This window comes from Paraburkholderia sp. PAMB 6770, from assembly GCF_057748135.1.
Window position 1 is genome coordinate 2,574,881 of the sequence record NZ_CM173238.1, and the last position, 15,795, is coordinate 2,590,675.

A 15,795-nucleotide genomic window follows, 5' to 3' on the forward strand; every position below is an offset into this window, starting at 1 on the left:
AAATGAGTCCCTGCGGGCGTCGCGGGGCGCCATCCGCCCGCGGCGGCCTGTCGGTCGCGCCCACCGGCGCATCGGCGGCACGCATGCGGCATGACAGGGCGGTGGAGCCGATCGTATACCCGAACGGCGGCCACTTCCGTAATTCTGTGCCATTCAGTAATATCGAAAAAGATCTGCCGACCCTGTCTGGGTTCGGCATGACGCCACGCTGTTCGGCCCTGCGCATCTGTCCCGGCACCCCGCTCATCATGCAGCCAATTACGAAACCCGCGCAGTCGACCTTCCCGAATCCGCAGCGGCACGGCGTACGGGCAGGCCTGCCACGATGAGCCAGGCACGCTTTTCCACCTCACGCGACTCGCGGCCACATCTCGACCCGGGCTTGCCGCGCCGTCGGGCGCTGCTCGCGATTCCCGCGCTCGGCCTGCTCGTGCTGGTCCTGCTGTGGACGGTGATCTTCGCCCGCCTGTCGGTCGAGCGCGATTCCGCGGCGCGCGAGGCCACGGCCTCCGCGGCCATCCTGTCGGCCGCGCTCGAACAGCACACGCTCAAGGCGATCCACCAGGTCGACCAGATCACCCGCTTCGTCAAATACGAGTACGAGAAGGATCCGACGCACTTCGATCTCATCAGCACGGTCGCGAAGGGCGTGGTGCAAAGCGACACGCTGGTGCAGGTGTCGATCATCAACGAGCACGGGCTGCTCGTCGCGAACACCGCCGAGCAGAATCCGAAGCCGATCAACCTGTCGGACCGCGAGCACTTCAAGGTGCACGAGCACAACAACGACGACCAGCTGTACATCAGCAAGCCGGTGCTCGGGCGCGTATCGGGACAATGGACGCTGCAGATGACGCGGCGGCTGAATCATCCGGACGGTTCGTTCGCGGGGGTCGTGGTGGTGTCGGAAGACCCGAGCTACTTCACGAGCGACTTCTACAACAACGCGGCAATCGGCCGCGACGGCGTGATCGCCGTGGTCTCGGATAACGGCAGCGTGCTGGCGCGGCGCACCGGCAATACCGAAATGGCGCCGGGCAAGTTCTCCGCAGCCGGCGCCTATCCGGCTTCGCGGCACGTCTCGGGCACCTACTCCGATCCGATCGATCACGTCACGCGCATCTTCTCGTACCGCCACATCGACGGCTATCCGCTCGGCGTGCTGGTGGGCCTGTCGAAGGCCGAAGAGTTCGCCGACTACGACCACACGCGCAACGTCTACCTGCTGATGGCGGGCTTCATCTCGCTCGCGATGCTCGGCTTCTTCGCGGTGGCGACCGGCCTGATCGGCAAGCTGCTCGGCCGCGAACGCGAAATGACGCATCTGGTCGAATACGACCTGCTGACCGGCCTGCCGAACCGCTACGCGACGCTCCAGGGACTGCGCCACGACGTCGCGAATCCGGCCAACCTGAGCCGCCTCGCGATCCTCTTCATCGACCTCGACAACTTCAAGACCGTCAACGACACGCTCGGCCACAACGCGGGCGACATCGTGCTGCAGATGACCGCCGCGCGCCTCGCGGACGCCGTCGGCGACGGCGGCAGGCTGAGCCGCATCGGCGGCGACGAGTTCGTCGCGGTGGTCAAGGGCGACGACGTCGAGCAGCGCGCGGTCGAGCTTGCCGAAGCCGCCTCCGAGGTCTTCTCGAAGCCCTTCGAAGTGCGCGGCAGCGCGTTCGTGCTGCATGCGAGCATCGGCATCGCGCTGTACTCGGTGCCGAACGAGAACGAGATCGACCTGCTGAAGAAGGCCGACCTGGCGATGTACAGCGCGAAGGACGCGGGCAAGAACTGCTACCAGTTCTACTCGCCGCAGCTGTCGCATCGTGCGGACCATCTGATGAAGTGGGAGCAGCAGTTGCGCGTCGCGCTCGCCGAAGGTCAACTGTTCCTCGCGTACCAGCCGAAGATCGATCTCACGCGCCGCTGCATCACCGGCTTCGAGGCGCTGGTGCGCTGGAATCATCCGCAGCACGGCCTGATTCCGGCCAACGAATTCATTCCGGTGGCGGAGTCGACGGGCCTGATCGTGCCGATCGGCAACTTCGTGATCGAAACCGCGTGCCGGCAGCTCGCGCTGTGGCAGCAGCAGGGCTACGAAACGCTATCGCTCGCGGTCAACATCTCGGCAGTGCAGTTCTGGCGCGGCGACCTCTACGAGACGATCGCCCAGGCGATCGAGGAGACCGGCATCGCCGCGCGGCGCCTCGAACTCGAAATCACCGAGACCGCGATGATGGAGTATCCGGAACTCGTCTCGGAGAAGATTTTCGCGCTCAAGCGCCTCGGCGTGCGCATCGCGCTCGACGACTTCGGCACCGGCTACTCGTCGCTGTCTTACCTGAACCGCTTCTCGGTCGATACGCTGAAGGTCGACCGCTCGTTTATCCAGGCCATTCCGGCCGACCGCAGCGTCTGCGTGATGGTGACGGCGATCGTCAATCTGGCGCGCTCGCTCGGGCTCACGGTCGTCGTCGAAGGCACGGAAACAGAAGAACAGATCGCGTGGCTCGCCGCGCTCGGCCATATCGAGGCACAGGGTTTCCTGTTCTCGCGTCCGGTTCCCGCCGATGCGATCGGCGCGCTGCTCGACCGCTTCGGCGTGTGCGGCATGCGCGAGCAGCGGTCGTCGCACGAACCGGCCGCGGAGCGCACCGGCGCAACCTCGGGCAGCCAAGGATAACGGCAGCGAGGGCGCCCCGCGTCCTCGCCGCCCTCACGAACGCGCAGCATACCTCGGCCTTCCCGGAAGGATCGCGCGCGTCACCGGCCACACGATTCGCAGAGCGTTCCCGCCACCATGAAGAACGACGACCCGACGAGGCAAGGCGACCGGCTAGCGCTGTGGACACTGTTCCGCGTCGTCTGCGGGCTCTCGGCGCTGTCGTGGGGCGGGCTCGCGCTGATGGCGCAACTGGAAAACCACTATGTCGAGCGCGAGCAGCGGCTCTCGCGCGTCGCCTTCTCCGACCTGATTGCGCTCGCGTGGATGGTGCCGGGACCCGTCGGCTGCAACGTCGCGGTGCAACTCGGTCACGCGCTGCGCGGGCGGGCCGGCGCATGGGTCGCGGGTGTCGCGAGCGTGCTGCCGTTCTTCGTGCTGATGACGCTGTTCGCGATCTTCTACCGGACGCCGGCCGTGCATGCGGTCGCGTCGCGCACGCTGCTCGATCACTTCAGCGTCGTGCTCGGCACGCTGATCGGGATCACCTGGTACAAGCAGACGCGCGCGCTGGTGCGCGGCCGCCTCGAATGGGCCGCCGCGCTGCTCGGCTGCGTGACGCTGCTGCTCACGCACAGCCCCGCCGCCTACGTGGGGATGCTCGTCGTCGCGTTCGTGCTCGGCTGGCTCAACAGCCGCGCGCGCGACGCCCGCGAGCCCGCCCGCCTGAATGTGTCGTTCGGGCGCGGCGATGCGCGCATCGTGGTCTGCCTGTGCGTGCTGATCGTGCTGTTCGCGCTGCCGCTGCCGCCCCACTACGCGCTTGCGCTGCTCTGGCCGCGCCTCGCCGGCGCCGGCATGACGCTGTTCGGCGGCGGCTTCTCCGCGTTGCCGGTGCTCAAGACCCTGTTCGTCCGCCCGGGGTTGCCGGTGACCGAGGGCGACTTCACGCTCGCGTTCTCGCTGTCGCCGCTGTCGCCGGGGCCGCTGCTCAATGTGGTGCCGTTTTTCGGCTATCTGGTCAACGGCTGGAGCGGCGCGCTGATCGCGACGCTCGCGCTGTTCGTGCCGTCCGGCTGCCTGGTCGTGCTGGCGCGGCGCCATCTGCACCAGTTGCGCGACCATGCGCGCTTCGAGCAGGGCATGCGCGTGCTGCGCGCGGTCACGACGGCGTTTCTCGCGGTCGCGGTGCTGCGCATCGCGCAGCACGTGCCGCACGAGTGGCCCTATGCGGTCACCGCGCTGTTCGCGGGCATGTGCTTCGCAAAGCTGAAGGTGCCGGTCTACGTGGTCTATGGAACGGTAGCGGGCGCCTGCGGACTGTGGCTGATGTACGCGGGCATCGCCTGAGGCGCCAAGGGGGCGCCGGGGGGCGCCCGGGGGTGCCGGATGCCGTCAGGCACCGCGGCGGCGCTTCGTCACAGGCCGCCCGACAGTACGGCCACGCCGATCGTCACGACGCCGAGCACCAGGTTCACGAGCACGAGGCGCCGCACGGTGCCGACCGCTCGCGCGCCGTCGGGCCAGTTCTGTGCCTGCACCGCGCGACGGATGCGCGGAAACACCGCAAAGCGGATGTGCCCGAAGATCAGCATCATCACGATGCCGAGTCCCGCCATCGCATGCAACGGCCACGTCGCGTGCGCGCCGCCGAACTGCATCAGCAGAAAGCCGCCGGTGAGCAGGATCACCAGCACGGAGGCCGCGACCCAGTTGAAGAAGCGGGCGAACACGGACGCCCACAACGGCAGCCGCAACTGCGGCGACAGATCGGCAAGCGCGGGGCGCAGGCAGAAATGGGCAAAGACCATGCCGCCGACCCAGACGGCGACGCCGAGCAGATGCAGGAACAGTGCGAATTCGACGGCCTTCGTCATAACGTTTCTCTCTCAGGTGGGATGGGCCGCCCATGCGCGGCACGCTGTGCGCTGCACGTTGCACGTTGCGCGTTGCACGTTGCGCGTTGCGCGTTGCGCGTTGCGCGTTGCGCGGCCAATGACCGCTTTCGACCGCCTTTGGTGCGGCCAGTTCCGCGCGCCCCTTCCTGGGGTGTCAGCCGTGCGCGTGGCGGCACGCGCATCCGGACGCCGCCGCCGGGCGCAGACTACGCGAGCGCCGGGCGCATGCCGAGCAGCTTGAGCTTCGTGTCGGGCAAGCGCCCCTTGCGCGCGCGCTTGCCGACATAGCCGGCGAGCGCGGCCTTGTCGAGCGTTTCCTCGTATGCCTTGCCGCCGCGTCCGGTGCCGCTCAGCACGAGCCCCGCGCGCCCGATCGCGAGCGCCTGCGCGAGCGGCTCCCTGTCGTCGAGCCCCATCAGCGTGACGCCGCGGCCGCCGCCCGCGAGCGTCTTCATCTCGTCGAGGCTGAACACCAGCAGACGGCCGCCGCCGGACAGACAGGCCACGTGCGTTGCGTCGGGCACCATCGGCATCGGCGCGAGCGGCGCCGCGCCTTCGTCGATCGTCATGAACGCCTTGCCGGCCTTCACGCGGCTCACCATGTCGCCGACCTTCGCGATGAAGCCGAAACCATTGCTCGACGCGAGCAGCAGCGCCTGCTCGGCCGGCGCCGCGTAGTAGTGCATCAGGTGGCTGCCCGATTCGAGCTCGATCAGCGAGGTGACCGGCACGCCGTCGCCGCGGCCGCCCGGCAACTGCGCGACCGCCACCGAATACACGCGTCCGTTGCTGCCCCACGCGATCAGCATGTCGGGCGTGCGGCACTGGAACGCCGCATACAGCGCGTCGCCCGCCTTGAACGTGAAGCCGGCCGGATCGAGCCCATGCCCCTTCAGCGCGCGCACCCAGCCCTTCTGCGACACCACGACGGTGACCGGCTCGTCGACCACGCGCGCCTCGAAGGTTGCGCGCTTCTCCTGCTGGATCAGCGTGCGCCGCTCGTCGCCGAACTGCTTCGCATCGCTCTCGATCTCCTTCACGATCAGGCGCTTCATGGCCGGCTCGCTCGCGAGCAGCTCTTCGAGCTTCGCCTTTTCGCTGCGCAGTTCTTCGAGTTCCTTCTCGATCTTGATCTTTTCGAGCCGCGCGAGCTGGCGCAGGCGGATGTCGAGAATGTCGTCGGCCTGGCGCTCGCTCAGGCCGAACGCGGCGATCAGCGCCTGCTTCGGCTCGTCGGACTCGCGAATGATGCGGATCACTTCGTCGATATTCAGGTAGACGATCATCCGCCCTTCGAGGATATGGATGCGTTCGTCGACCTTCGTCAGGCGATGGCGGGTGCGGCGCGTGACGGTCGCGAAGCGAAAGCCGATCCATTCCTGCAGGATCTCGCCGATGCCCTTCTGGCGCGGCCGGCCGTCCGCGCCGATCATCACGAGATTCAGCGCCGCGCCCGATTCGAGGCTCGTGTTCGCGAGCAGCGAGTGGACGAATTCGGTCTGGTCGATGCGGCTCGTCTTCGGCTCGAACACGAGCCGTACCGGCGCGTCCTTGCCGGATTCGTCGCGCACCGCGTCGAGCAGCGCGAGCATCGACTGCTTCGTCTGCAACTGCTCGGGCGTGAGCGCCTTCTTGCCGAGCTTCACCTTGGGATTGGTGAGTTCCTCGATTTCTTCCAGCACCTTCTGGCACGACGTGTTCGGCGGCAGCTCGGTGACGACCAGTTGCCACTGGCCGCGCGCGAGCTCCTCGATCTTCCAGCGCGCGCGCACCTTCAGGCTGCCGCGGCCGCTTTCGTAGGCTGCGGCGATCTCGGCGTCGCTCGAAATGATCTGGCCGCCGCCCGGAAAGTCCGGCCCGGGAATCAGCTGCATCAGCTCCGCATGCGGCAGGGCCGGATGACGGATCAGCGCGACCGCCGCCGCGGCGACTTCGCGCAGGTTGTGCGACGGAATCTCGGTGGCCAGCCCGACCGCGATGCCCGATGCGCCGTTCAGCAGCACGAACGGCAGCCGCGCGGGCAGCAGCTTCGGCTCCTCGAACGAGCCGTCGTAGTTCGGCATGAAATCGACCGTCCCCTGACCGATCTCGTCGAGCAGCAGCTTCGCGATCGGCGTGAGGCGCGCTTCGGTGTAGCGCATCGCCGCGGCGCCGTCGCCGTCGCGCGAGCCGAAATTGCCCTGGCCGTCGATCAGCGGATAGCGCATCGAGAAATCCTGCGCGAGCCGCACGAGCGCGTCGTAGGCCGACTGGTCGCCGTGCGGGTGGTACTTGCCGAGCACGTCGCCGACCACGCGCGCCGACTTCACCGGCTTAGCGTTGTCGGCAAGGCCCATCTCGTTCATCGCGAACAGGATGCGCCGCTGCACCGGCTTCTGGCCGTCGCACACGTCCGGCAGCGCGCGGCCCTTGACCACGCTCACCGCGTAGTCGAGGTAGGCGCGCTCGGCGTACAGGCCAAGCGTCAGCGAATCGCCCGGCGCAGCCGCCGCGGCGAAAAGATCAGGCGTATTGTCGTCCATCTGCAGTCCGTATCCGTGTGTGATCCGAAGCGACGAGGCCCGGCGCGGCGCGCGCGCCGGGCGTGCGCTCAGATATCCGCTTCGACCTCGTTACCCTTTTCTTCGAGCCAGCTGCGCCGCGACGCCGCTTCGCCCTTGCCCATCAGCATCGTCATCCGCGCGACGGTGGCGTCGAAATCGAGATCGCCGAGCCTGACCGGCGACAGGCGCCGGGTGTCCGGGTTCATGGTCGTGTCCCACAACTGCTCGGCGCTCATCTCGCCCAGTCCCTTGAAGCGGCTGATGGTCCACTGCGTGTCGCGCACGCCGTCCTTGCGCAGCTTGTCGAGAATCGCTTCGAGTTCGCCCTCGTCGAGCGCGTAGAGTTTCTGCGCGGGCTTCTTGCCGCGCGCCGGCGCATCGACGCGAAACAGCGGCGGGCGCGCGACATGCACGTGACCGCGCTCGATCAGTTGCGGGAAATGCCGGAAAAACAGCGTGAGCAGCAGCACCTGGATGTGCGAGCCGTCGACGTCCGCGTCCGACAGGATGCAGATCTTGCCGTAGCGCAGATTGGACAGATCGACGGCATCGTCCGGGTTGTGCGGATCGACGCCGATCGCCACCGAGATGTCGTGCACCTCGTTGTTCGCGAACAGCCGGTCGCGTTCGGTTTCCCACGTGTTGAGCACCTTGCCGCGCAGCGGCAGGATCGCCTGATACTCCTTGTCGCGGCCCATCTTCGCGGAGCCGCCGGCCGAATCGCCTTCGACGAGAAAGAGTTCGTTGCGCGCGATATCGGTCGTCTCGCAGTCGGTCAGCTTGCCGGGCAGCACCGCGACGCCGGAGCTCTTGCGCTTTTCGACCTTCTGGCCCGCGCGGGTGCGCGCCTGCGCCTGGCGGATCACGAGCTCGGCGAGCTTCTTGCCGTGCTCGACGTGCTGGTTCAGCCACAGTTCCAGCGCCGGCCGCGTGAACGACGACACGAGTTTCACCGCGTCGCGGCTGTTCAGTCGCTCCTTGATCTGCCCCTGGAACTGCGGATCGAGCACCTTCGCGGACAGCACGAACGACACGCGCGCGAACACGTCCTCGGCGAGCAGCTTCACGCCTTTCGGCTGCAGGTTGTGCAGCTCGACGAAGCTCTTCACTGCCTGATAGAGGCCGTCGCGCAAGCCGGATTCGTGCGTGCCGCCGGCGGGCGTCGGGATCAGGTTCACGTACGACTCGCGCGTGAGCGGCCCTTCCTCGCTCCATGCGACGACCCACGCCGCGCCCTCGCCCTCGGCGAACGTGTCCTCGCTCGCGCGCGAACTGTCCGCGTAGCGCTCGCCTTCGAACAGCGGAATCAGCAGGTCGCTGCCGTTCATGCCTTCGAGCAGATAGCCGCGCAGGCCGTCGTCGTATTTCCAGCTCTGGCGCTCGCCGGTCTTCTCGTTGACGAACACCACCTCGACGCCCGGCAGCAGCACCGCCTTCGAGCGCAACAGCCGCTGCAGCTCGCCGAGCGGCAGGTTGGCCGAATCGAAGTATTTCGGATCCGGCGCGGCCGTCACGCGCGTGCCGGATTTCTTGTCCGCCTTCGTCGCGGCGCGCACGCTCAGCGGGCGCGCGAGATCGCCGTGCGCGAAACCGAGTTCGGCGACCTTGCCGTCGCGCCAGACGGTGACGTCGAGCCGCGACGACAGCGCATTGGTCACCGACACGCCCACGCCATGCAGGCCCCCCGAAAACGTATAGGCGCCGCCCGCGGCCTTGTCGAACTTGCCGCCGGCATGTAGGCGCGTGAACACGATTTCGACGACCGGCACGCCCTCTTCCGGGTGCAGGCCGAACGGGATGCCGCGTCCGTCGTCCTCGACCGAGACGGACTGGTCCGCATGCAGCGTCACGGTGATCTGCTTGCCGTAGCCGCCGAGCGCCTCGTCCGACGCGTTGTCGATCGCTTCCTGGATCACGTGCAGCGGATTTTCGGTGCGGGTGTACATGCCCGGCCGCTGCTTGACGGGCTCAAGGCCCTTCAGCACCTTGATCGAGGCTTCGCTGTAGGCCGCGTTTGGCTTTTTCGTAGACATGGTTGACTCGGATCCGTCGGTTCAACGTTGTCCACAGGCGCTGTGGACAGCTGCGTGGACAACGCGTTGAGTTCTCAAAAAAAGCGAAACGAAACAACGGGGTGAGGGGGCATGCCCGTGTCGCGGGCACGCCGCCAGGCTGCTGCTGCCCGACGCGCGTGCGCGGCGCGCTCGTCGGCGCGCCTCGCCTCGCGGGCAGCCTGTTCGCGGGGTATTGTACTGATTTCGATCGGCCCGGCAATTTGCCGGGCCGCGTGGGCAAGCGCGCGGCGCAGCACGGCGCCGCGTGGGGCCGGCGTCTCGCGCAGCACGGTGCCGCGCGTGGCGTGGCGTGGCGTGGCGTGGCGTGGCGCGACGCGGCGCGGCGCGGGTGCGCGCGGGAACGCGTGCCGGCCGGTCCGCGCATCAGGACCGCGCCCGGGTTGCCCGCCATGCACAAGCGCACCTACTTGCGTTTGCTCTCCAGTTCCTCCCAGCGTTCGAGCGCGGCGAGCAGTTCTTCGTCGATCGCCGCGTAGCGTTCTGTGAGACGCGTGCCCTCGGCCGCGTCTTTCGCGAAGATCGAGCCGTCTTCGAGCTGCGCGCCGATCGTCTTCTGCTCGGCTTCGAGCGCGGCGATCCGCTCCGGCAGCGCGTCGAGTTCGCGCTGCTCCTTGAACGACAGCCTGGCCGAACGCTGCGCATTGCGTCCGGCCGCGCTGTCCTTCGGGGCCGCTTCCTTCGCAGGCTCCTTCGGCGCGCCCTGCTGGGCGAGCTGACGCGAGCGCTCGCTTTGCACCTGCCAGTCCGTGAAGCCGCCGACGTATTCGCGCCAGGCGCCCGCGCCTTCCGAGGCAATCACCGAGGTGACCACGTTGTCGAGAAACGCGCGGTCGTGGCTCACCAGCAGCACGGTGCCGTCGTAATCGGTCAGCAATTCCTCGAGCAGTTCGAGCGTCGGAATGTCGAGGTCGTTGGTGGGTTCGTCGAGCACCAGCACGTTTGCCGGACGCGCAAACTGCCGCGCGAGCAGCAGCCGGTTGCGCTCGCCGCCGGACAGCGACTTGACCGGCGAGCGCGCGCGCTCCGGCGCGAACAGGAAGTCGCCGAGATAGCTCATCACGTGCTTGCGCGCACCGTTGATCTCGACCCACTCGCTGCCGGGGCTGATCGTGTCCGCGAGACTTTTTTCGGGGTCGAGCTGCGCGCGCATCTGGTCGAAGTACGCGACCTGCAGGTTGCTGCCGGTGCGCACCGCGCCTTCGTCCGGCTTCAGCGCGCCGAGGATCAGCTTCAGCAGCGTGGTCTTGCCCGCGCCGTTCGGCCCGACGAAGCCGATCTTGTCGCCGCGCATCACCGTGGCGCTGAAGCGCTCGACGATCGCGCGCCCCTCGTAGCGTTGCGTGACGTCGATCAGTTCGGCGACGATCTTGCCGGACTTTTCGCCCTGCGCGACGTCGAGCTTGACGTTGCCCTGCACCCCGCGGCGCTCGGCGCGCTCGCTGCGCAACTGCACGAGCCGCGCAATGCGCCCGACGCTGCGCGTGCGGCGCGCCTCCACGCCCTTGCGGATCCACACCTCTTCCTGCGCGAGCAGCTTGTCCGCCTTCTCGTTCTCGATGCGCTCGACTTCGAGCTGCTGCGCCTTGCGAACCTGGTAGGCCGCGAAGTTGCCGGGATACGACAGCAGGCGCCCGCGGTCGAGCTCGACGATGCGGGTCGCCACGCGGTCGAGAAACGCGCGGTCGTGCGTGATGAACAGCAGGCTCGAGCGCAGCGAGACGAGCAGTTCTTCGAGCCAGCGGATGCCGTCGAAGTCGAGATGGTTGGTCGGCTCGTCGAGCAGCAGCACGTCGGGCTGCACGACGAATGCGCGCGCGAGCGCGACGCGCTTCTGCATGCCGCCGGACAGCGCGCCGACCTGCGCGTCGCCGTCGAGCCCCAACTGGGCGAGCGTGGTGGCGACGCGGGTGCGCCAGTTCCACGCATCCGCCGCATCGAGCGAGGATTGCAGCGCGTTCATGCGGGCGAGCAGCGCGTCGTGCGGCTCGCCCTCCGGCGTGTGCGCGAGCGCATCCGCGACGCGATCGTATTCGTCGAGCAGCGCCCGCGCCTCGGTAAGGCCGCCGGCGACCGTGTCGAACACCGACGCCTGCGCGTCGAACTCGGGTTCCTGCGGCACGTAGACGGTGGACAGATTCTGCTGGCGCGTGACGAGGCCGTCGTCGGGCTTCGTGAGATCGGCGACGATCTTCAGCAGCGACGACTTGCCCGCGCCGTTGCGGCCGATCAGCCCGACGCGCTCGCCCGCCTCCAGCGAGAAATCCGCGTGATCGAGCAACGCGACATGGCCGAACGCGAGCTGTGCGCCGGTGATGGTGTAAAGCGACATGGGAAATGGAGTGAAGACAGCGCGGGATCGAAACGCCCTATTGTAACGGGCGTTCGCGACGCCGCCTGCTGGCCGGATGGCCAGGCTCGCGGCGCGGCGGCCAATCTGTCAAATTCCGGTAATATTGCGGGTCGCCGCGCGGGCGAAACAGGGCCGGATGGCGAGGGTCGGACTGCGTGGCTTACCGGTATCGAATTGAAGAAAGAGTGTGTCGTGAGCGAAGTAATGACCGAATACAAGAGCTGGGTCTGCCTGATCTGCGGGTGGATCTACAATGAGGAAGACGGCCTGCCGGACGAAGGTATCCCGGCCGGCACGCGCTTCGCCGACATTCCGGCGGACTGGCGCTGCCCGCTGTGCGACGTCGGCAAGGCGGAGTTCGCCGTGGTCGAGTTCTGAGGTGCGGGGAAGCGGGTCATTCGCATCGCGCGGTGGCTTTGCTATACTCTGGCCCCTATGGCGCGGTTCGGGTACGCGCCGCTGAATCAGGCCGACACGGTGCTACGACGGGTCACTTGGGAACGTAGCGTTGTATAGCCGACCGCCTGACGTCAACCGCTTCTCCCCGTAGTTCAATGGATAGAACAAGTGCCTCCTAAGCGCTAGATACAGGTTCGATTCCTGTCGGGGGGACCAATTGCCGATCCCCCGCATTCTGCAGAATTCCCGGAAACCCGTGATAGCATAAGGCTTCACGGGTTTTTTGTTTCTGTAGCGGTCCGTTGACGTGCTACGACAGCCGGGGGTATTTGGGGGTACTTCTTGGGGTACCCGAAGTACCCCTTGGAGGGATACCCCCATGCCTCTGACCGACAAAGCTATCAAGCATGCCAAGCCCGGCGAAAGACCATTGAAGCTGTTCGACGGCGGCGGCATGTTCCTGCTCATCACCCCTACCGGCCAGCGCTATTGGCGCCTCAAGTACCGCGTCGACGGGAAGGAAAAGTTGCTTGCGCTCGGCGTCTACCCAGATGTTTCGCTGGCGACTGCACGCAAGAAGCGCGATGAGGCACGCGAAAAGCTGGCAGCCGGTATCGACCCGAGTGAAGCCAGGAAGGAAACGAAGCGCGTGGCGCGCATCGCTGCGGTCAGTTCGTTCGAGGCGGTTGCGCGTGAGTGGTTCGACACACAGCGCGCTGGATGGACCGACGTCTACGCAGAGAAAGTCATTCACTCGCTTGAGATCGACGCCTTCCCAAAGATCGGCTCGCGCCCGATCGCCAGCATCGAGGCGCCGGAGATGCTGAATATTGTCCGCGCGATCGAAGCACGGGGCGTGCGCGAGACTGCCAAACGCATCTTGCAGCGCGCGAGGGCTGTATTCCAGTATGGCATCATGACCGGCCGCTGCACTCGCAACCCTGCAGCCGACATCGATGCGGAAACTATCTTGAAAAAAGGGCCGGGCGTCCAGCACATGGCTCGCGTGAAGCCGCTAGAGATCCCTCAGCTCATGCGCGATATCGCCGCGTACCAAGGTGAACCGGTTACCCGGCTGGCGCTCGAATTGATGGCTCTCACCTTTGTCCGCACGAAGGAAATGATCCGCGCTCAATGGACTGAGTTCGACGAGGACGCTGCCGAATGGCGAATCCCGCCAGAAAGGATGAAGATGCGCGACCCGCATATCGTTCCGCTCTCACGTCAAGCTCTGCTAGTGCTCAAACGCCTTCGGCAACTCAATGGCGATCGGCCGCACGTGTTCTACAGCGTACATGGCCGCGCTCCGATTTCTAACAACACGATGTTGTTCGCGCTCTACCGCATGGGCTACAAGTCGCGGATGACGGGACATGGATTCCGAGGACTCGCCGCCACGCTGTTGCGCGAGCTCGGCTACGGTCGCGATATCGTAGACCGTCAACTCGCGCACGCGGAGCGCAATCAGGTAACCGCAGCTTATGTTCACGCCGAATATCTGCCGGAACGGCGCAAGATGATGCAGCACTGGGCCGATCACCTTGACGAGCTCAAGGCTCGTTCTTAACGTTAGGTCTACGCGGGGAATAATCGAAGCATGCGTCACGCAGTTTGCCCGGGCTGCGGCTGTCGGGCGAATATACGCGAGGCCAATGGCGCGGTCGTTCGACATCCCGGCGAGCATCGAACAACGGGTGCCATAGCACACGCATGCATCATGCTCGGCGACAAATCGATGTCAGCGGCTCCCAGAAGAATGCTGCGAAATCGCGAATGTGCCAACCCGATTCCAGCGCTGTACGCAAAGCGTCGGAGCGGCGCGTGATTTCTCGTGACAGCGGTGATACGGCGCCCAGCGGTGTCCTGTTATGCAATCACTCCAGTGCTGCGTCGAGCTTCGCCTATTGATCGGGCTATGGATGTTGCCGTTTATTGGTTAACCTACATCGCTGTTGATGCTGGTTCCGTTCGAGTATGGCTCCACTGTGCGCACGGACCGCATTGCATCCGTTACGGGACTACGCGCTGCCTGTTACGGCAGCGCGTAGGTCGATGCGGGGTTGCTCGCCGTCGTCCATATCTGAAATTTCCACTTACCGATTCGCCGTTCACATGCGCCAGATCAAGAAGCAAACTGACCCTGTTTCACGGTCGTTACGTTGTCCCATTTCGGTCACACACGCCGGATACACCACATGTGTGACGGAACTGCATGGGTTCAGATCGTGGCGTAGTTGCTTTCGCGCCGACGCACTTCACGTTTCGGACAACGGTCATTAACTGCGGGGGCAGGGTGAGGGTTGTGCAACCGCGCGACATGCGCGCCGTTGCCCACCACCAGGCAGCCACTCGCATAGCGCTCGTTATGCCTGGTTACCCCCTGCTCAGGGCGCGGCCCCAAGACCCCGAGCACCGCGCGCCACGCCCACGCATCGCCACACATCCAGACGCGGCAGTACGCCCGTCTTGTCCATCAGTGGACACGGTCCGACGGCATTGCAAGACACCACTGACGTGAAGCGCGCGAACCGCGTAAAGCCGGTCGGTCGCATTCCAAGCTGGGCCCCTGCGGGTCAGGCCGGGATCTGCCCACGGCTCCAAGCGTCGAGACGGCATCGCCGGTCGAGGTGCGGTTAGAACCGGAGTTTCATTACGGCCCGCTTTGAAGCGGGCTCGAGCAGGCAGTGCGCCGAACGGACTTCTCACAGCGCGGCCACCTCTCAGGACATGCTTGGAAAGATCGAGGCTAAGGCGCGGCTTCTTGCGCTCACTCAGCGAGCCTCGTCACGCGTGGCGCCTTCGGCATCACCGCCAGGTGCGATCCTGGGACGGCGCGACTCGATGCGAAGCAACAGGTGATCGAGCATGCTAGGCAACTCCATTATCATCATGTGCGACTCCTTGCTTCCGGCGAACTCCTCCGCGAAGGGACCACGACGGAGCATTTTGATCAAGCGCCGCAGGCGCTCGACCGCGCGTTGAGCTGCCTTCGCATCGCTATTGCGCAGTTCGCGATAGACCTCGACTATCAATTCGTAGAGCCAAGGCAGATCGTCTCGCACCATGCTGCCGAACATCAACAACGCGATCGGATCGTCGCCTTCTTCGGAGACCATGTGCGATATGTCGTCCAGTATCATCGGATGCATCGGCCTGCGCCGACGCCTTGAGCGATAGTCCACAACATCCACTAGGCTCTCGTCGAGCTTGGAAAAACGTGCCTCGAACCCGCGCACGGTCGCCACAAGCTCCTCGAGAATCTCGGTCTGAGGCCGCGTGCGCTTTGCGTCTGGCGCTTGCTCTGGAATGGTTGCGATCTTCTTCTCGATATCCGGCCAAAGACCAGCAAAGCGATCTTTGACGCGGTCCTCCGGCTCGGGCACCTGAGCCGATTGATTGATCGATTGCACGATCTCCGAGAGGCCGGCCTTGCCCAACTTCTTGGCCTGGAACTGCGCGAGCGGCCCGCTAATGTCGCTAAACTCCAGCCCGAGCAGCAGCGGGATCACCTTGGCGCCCTGTAGCGACTTGGCCAACGCTCCGGCCTCGAACAGAATCCATGGTGAGCCGAGGTTCTCTGGCGTGACGCAGATGATGCCAAAGTTAGAGGACTCCAGTTCCTTAGCGACTTCTTGCGCCCATCGGTCACCAGCAGAGATATCGGCCTGAGACAGCCACGGTTGCACGTAAGGCAGCACCAGAGGTAGCCAGTGGTGCAGTGCTTGTGCGAGCTGGTGGCTGCGCTCGTCACTCCAACTGATGAAGATTTTCATCGCGTCCTCCGCTTGGCCCTGGTTGTTCCGTCGTTCTTGCGCTCGTGGAGTATAACGAAGATGATGGGGCGCTTTGGCGGATCGAGTGGCGT

At 65.8% G+C, this 15,795-nt stretch carries 9 protein-coding genes and 1 tRNA gene; 5 read left to right on the plus strand and 5 right to left on the minus strand.

Annotation, left to right across the window (positions count from 1 at the left end):
* Positions 1-325: 325 nt before the first annotated feature.
* Together AC3AP7_RS11630 and AC3AP7_RS11635 are read left to right on the plus strand one after the other, a co-directional pair.
* Positions 326-2,686, plus strand: coding sequence for a bifunctional diguanylate cyclase/phosphodiesterase (locus tag AC3AP7_RS11630; RefSeq protein WP_475762882.1), 2,361 nt, complete (start codon positions 326-328; stop codon positions 2,684-2,686).
* Between the two features lie 117 nt (positions 2,687-2,803).
* Positions 2,804-4,015: a chromate transporter gene (locus AC3AP7_RS11635; RefSeq protein ID WP_475762880.1), complete on the plus strand. Its 1,212-nt coding sequence runs from the start codon at positions 2,804-2,806 to the stop codon at positions 4,013-4,015.
* A 68-nt stretch (positions 4,016-4,083) separates the two neighbouring features.
* Here the strand turns inward: AC3AP7_RS11635 and AC3AP7_RS11640 are convergent, their stop codons facing one another.
* From AC3AP7_RS11640 to AC3AP7_RS11655, 4 genes are all read right to left on the minus strand, one after another.
* Positions 4,084-4,542 (minus strand): CopD family protein, encoded by a 459-nt coding sequence (locus AC3AP7_RS11640; protein ID WP_475762878.1) that lies wholly within the window; start codon positions 4,540-4,542, stop codon positions 4,084-4,086.
* Between the two features lie 227 nt (positions 4,543-4,769).
* On the minus strand, positions 4,770-7,085 hold the full coding sequence (gene parC, locus AC3AP7_RS11645) for a DNA topoisomerase IV subunit A (RefSeq protein WP_475762876.1): 2,316 nt from the start codon (positions 7,083-7,085) through the stop codon (positions 4,770-4,772).
* Between the two features lie 68 nt (positions 7,086-7,153).
* A complete protein-coding gene (locus AC3AP7_RS11650) occupies positions 7,154-9,139 on the minus strand; it encodes a DNA topoisomerase IV subunit B (RefSeq protein ID WP_475762874.1) in 1,986 nt (661 codons plus the stop codon).
* A gap of 445 nt (positions 9,140-9,584) precedes the next feature.
* The gene (locus AC3AP7_RS11655) at positions 9,585-11,510 is read right to left on the minus strand and encodes an ATP-binding cassette domain-containing protein (RefSeq protein ID WP_475762872.1); all 1,926 of its coding nucleotides are present in this window, start codon (positions 11,508-11,510) and stop codon (positions 9,585-9,587) included.
* Between the two features lie 225 nt (positions 11,511-11,735).
* On the opposite strand from AC3AP7_RS11655, the gene AC3AP7_RS11660 reads away from it, so the two are divergent.
* From AC3AP7_RS11660 to AC3AP7_RS11670, 3 genes are all read left to right on the plus strand, one after another.
* Positions 11,736-11,909 carry a rubredoxin gene (locus AC3AP7_RS11660; protein ID WP_475767962.1) on the plus strand — a complete coding sequence of 58 codons (174 nt, stop codon included), beginning with the start codon at positions 11,736-11,738 and terminating at the stop codon, positions 11,907-11,909.
* Positions 11,910-12,071: 162 nt separating this feature from the next.
* A tRNA-Arg gene (locus AC3AP7_RS11665) sits at positions 12,072-12,146 on the plus strand.
* A 163-nt stretch (positions 12,147-12,309) separates the two neighbouring features.
* Positions 12,310-13,497 (plus strand): tyrosine-type recombinase/integrase, encoded by a 1,188-nt coding sequence (locus AC3AP7_RS11670; protein ID WP_475762870.1) that lies wholly within the window; start codon positions 12,310-12,312, stop codon positions 13,495-13,497.
* A gap of 1,204 nt (positions 13,498-14,701) precedes the next feature.
* Here AC3AP7_RS11670 and AC3AP7_RS11675 read toward each other — a convergent pair.
* Positions 14,702-15,703, minus strand: coding sequence for a toll/interleukin-1 receptor domain-containing protein (locus tag AC3AP7_RS11675; protein WP_475762868.1), 1,002 nt, complete (start codon positions 15,701-15,703; stop codon positions 14,702-14,704).
* Positions 15,704-15,795 lie beyond the last annotated feature (92 nt).

What these genes read in the sequence shown, in the direction of transcription:
- AC3AP7_RS11670 (WP_475762870.1), top strand. Translation starts at nt 12,310, where the DNA reads ATGCCTCTGACCGACAAAGCTATCAAGCATGCCAAGCCCGGCGAAAGA.
- AC3AP7_RS11630 (WP_475762882.1), top strand. Translation starts at nt 326, where the DNA reads ATGAGCCAGGCACGCTTTTCCACCTCACGCGACTCGCGGCCACATCTC.
- parC (WP_475762876.1), bottom strand. Translation starts at nt 7,085, where the DNA reads ATGGACGACAATACGCCTGATCTTTTCGCCGCGGCGGCTGCGCCGGGC.
- AC3AP7_RS11660 (WP_475767962.1), top strand. Translation starts at nt 11,736, where the DNA reads ATGACCGAATACAAGAGCTGGGTCTGCCTGATCTGCGGGTGGATCTAC.
- AC3AP7_RS11640 (WP_475762878.1), bottom strand. Translation starts at nt 4,542, where the DNA reads ATGACGAAGGCCGTCGAATTCGCACTGTTCCTGCATCTGCTCGGCGTC.
- AC3AP7_RS11650 (WP_475762874.1), bottom strand. Translation starts at nt 9,139, where the DNA reads ATGTCTACGAAAAAGCCAAACGCGGCCTACAGCGAAGCCTCGATCAAG.
- AC3AP7_RS11655 (WP_475762872.1), bottom strand. Translation starts at nt 11,510, where the DNA reads ATGTCGCTTTACACCATCACCGGCGCACAGCTCGCGTTCGGCCATGTC.
- AC3AP7_RS11635 (WP_475762880.1), top strand. Translation starts at nt 2,804, where the DNA reads ATGAAGAACGACGACCCGACGAGGCAAGGCGACCGGCTAGCGCTGTGG.
- AC3AP7_RS11675 (WP_475762868.1), bottom strand. Translation starts at nt 15,703, where the DNA reads ATGAAAATCTTCATCAGTTGGAGTGACGAGCGCAGCCACCAGCTCGCA.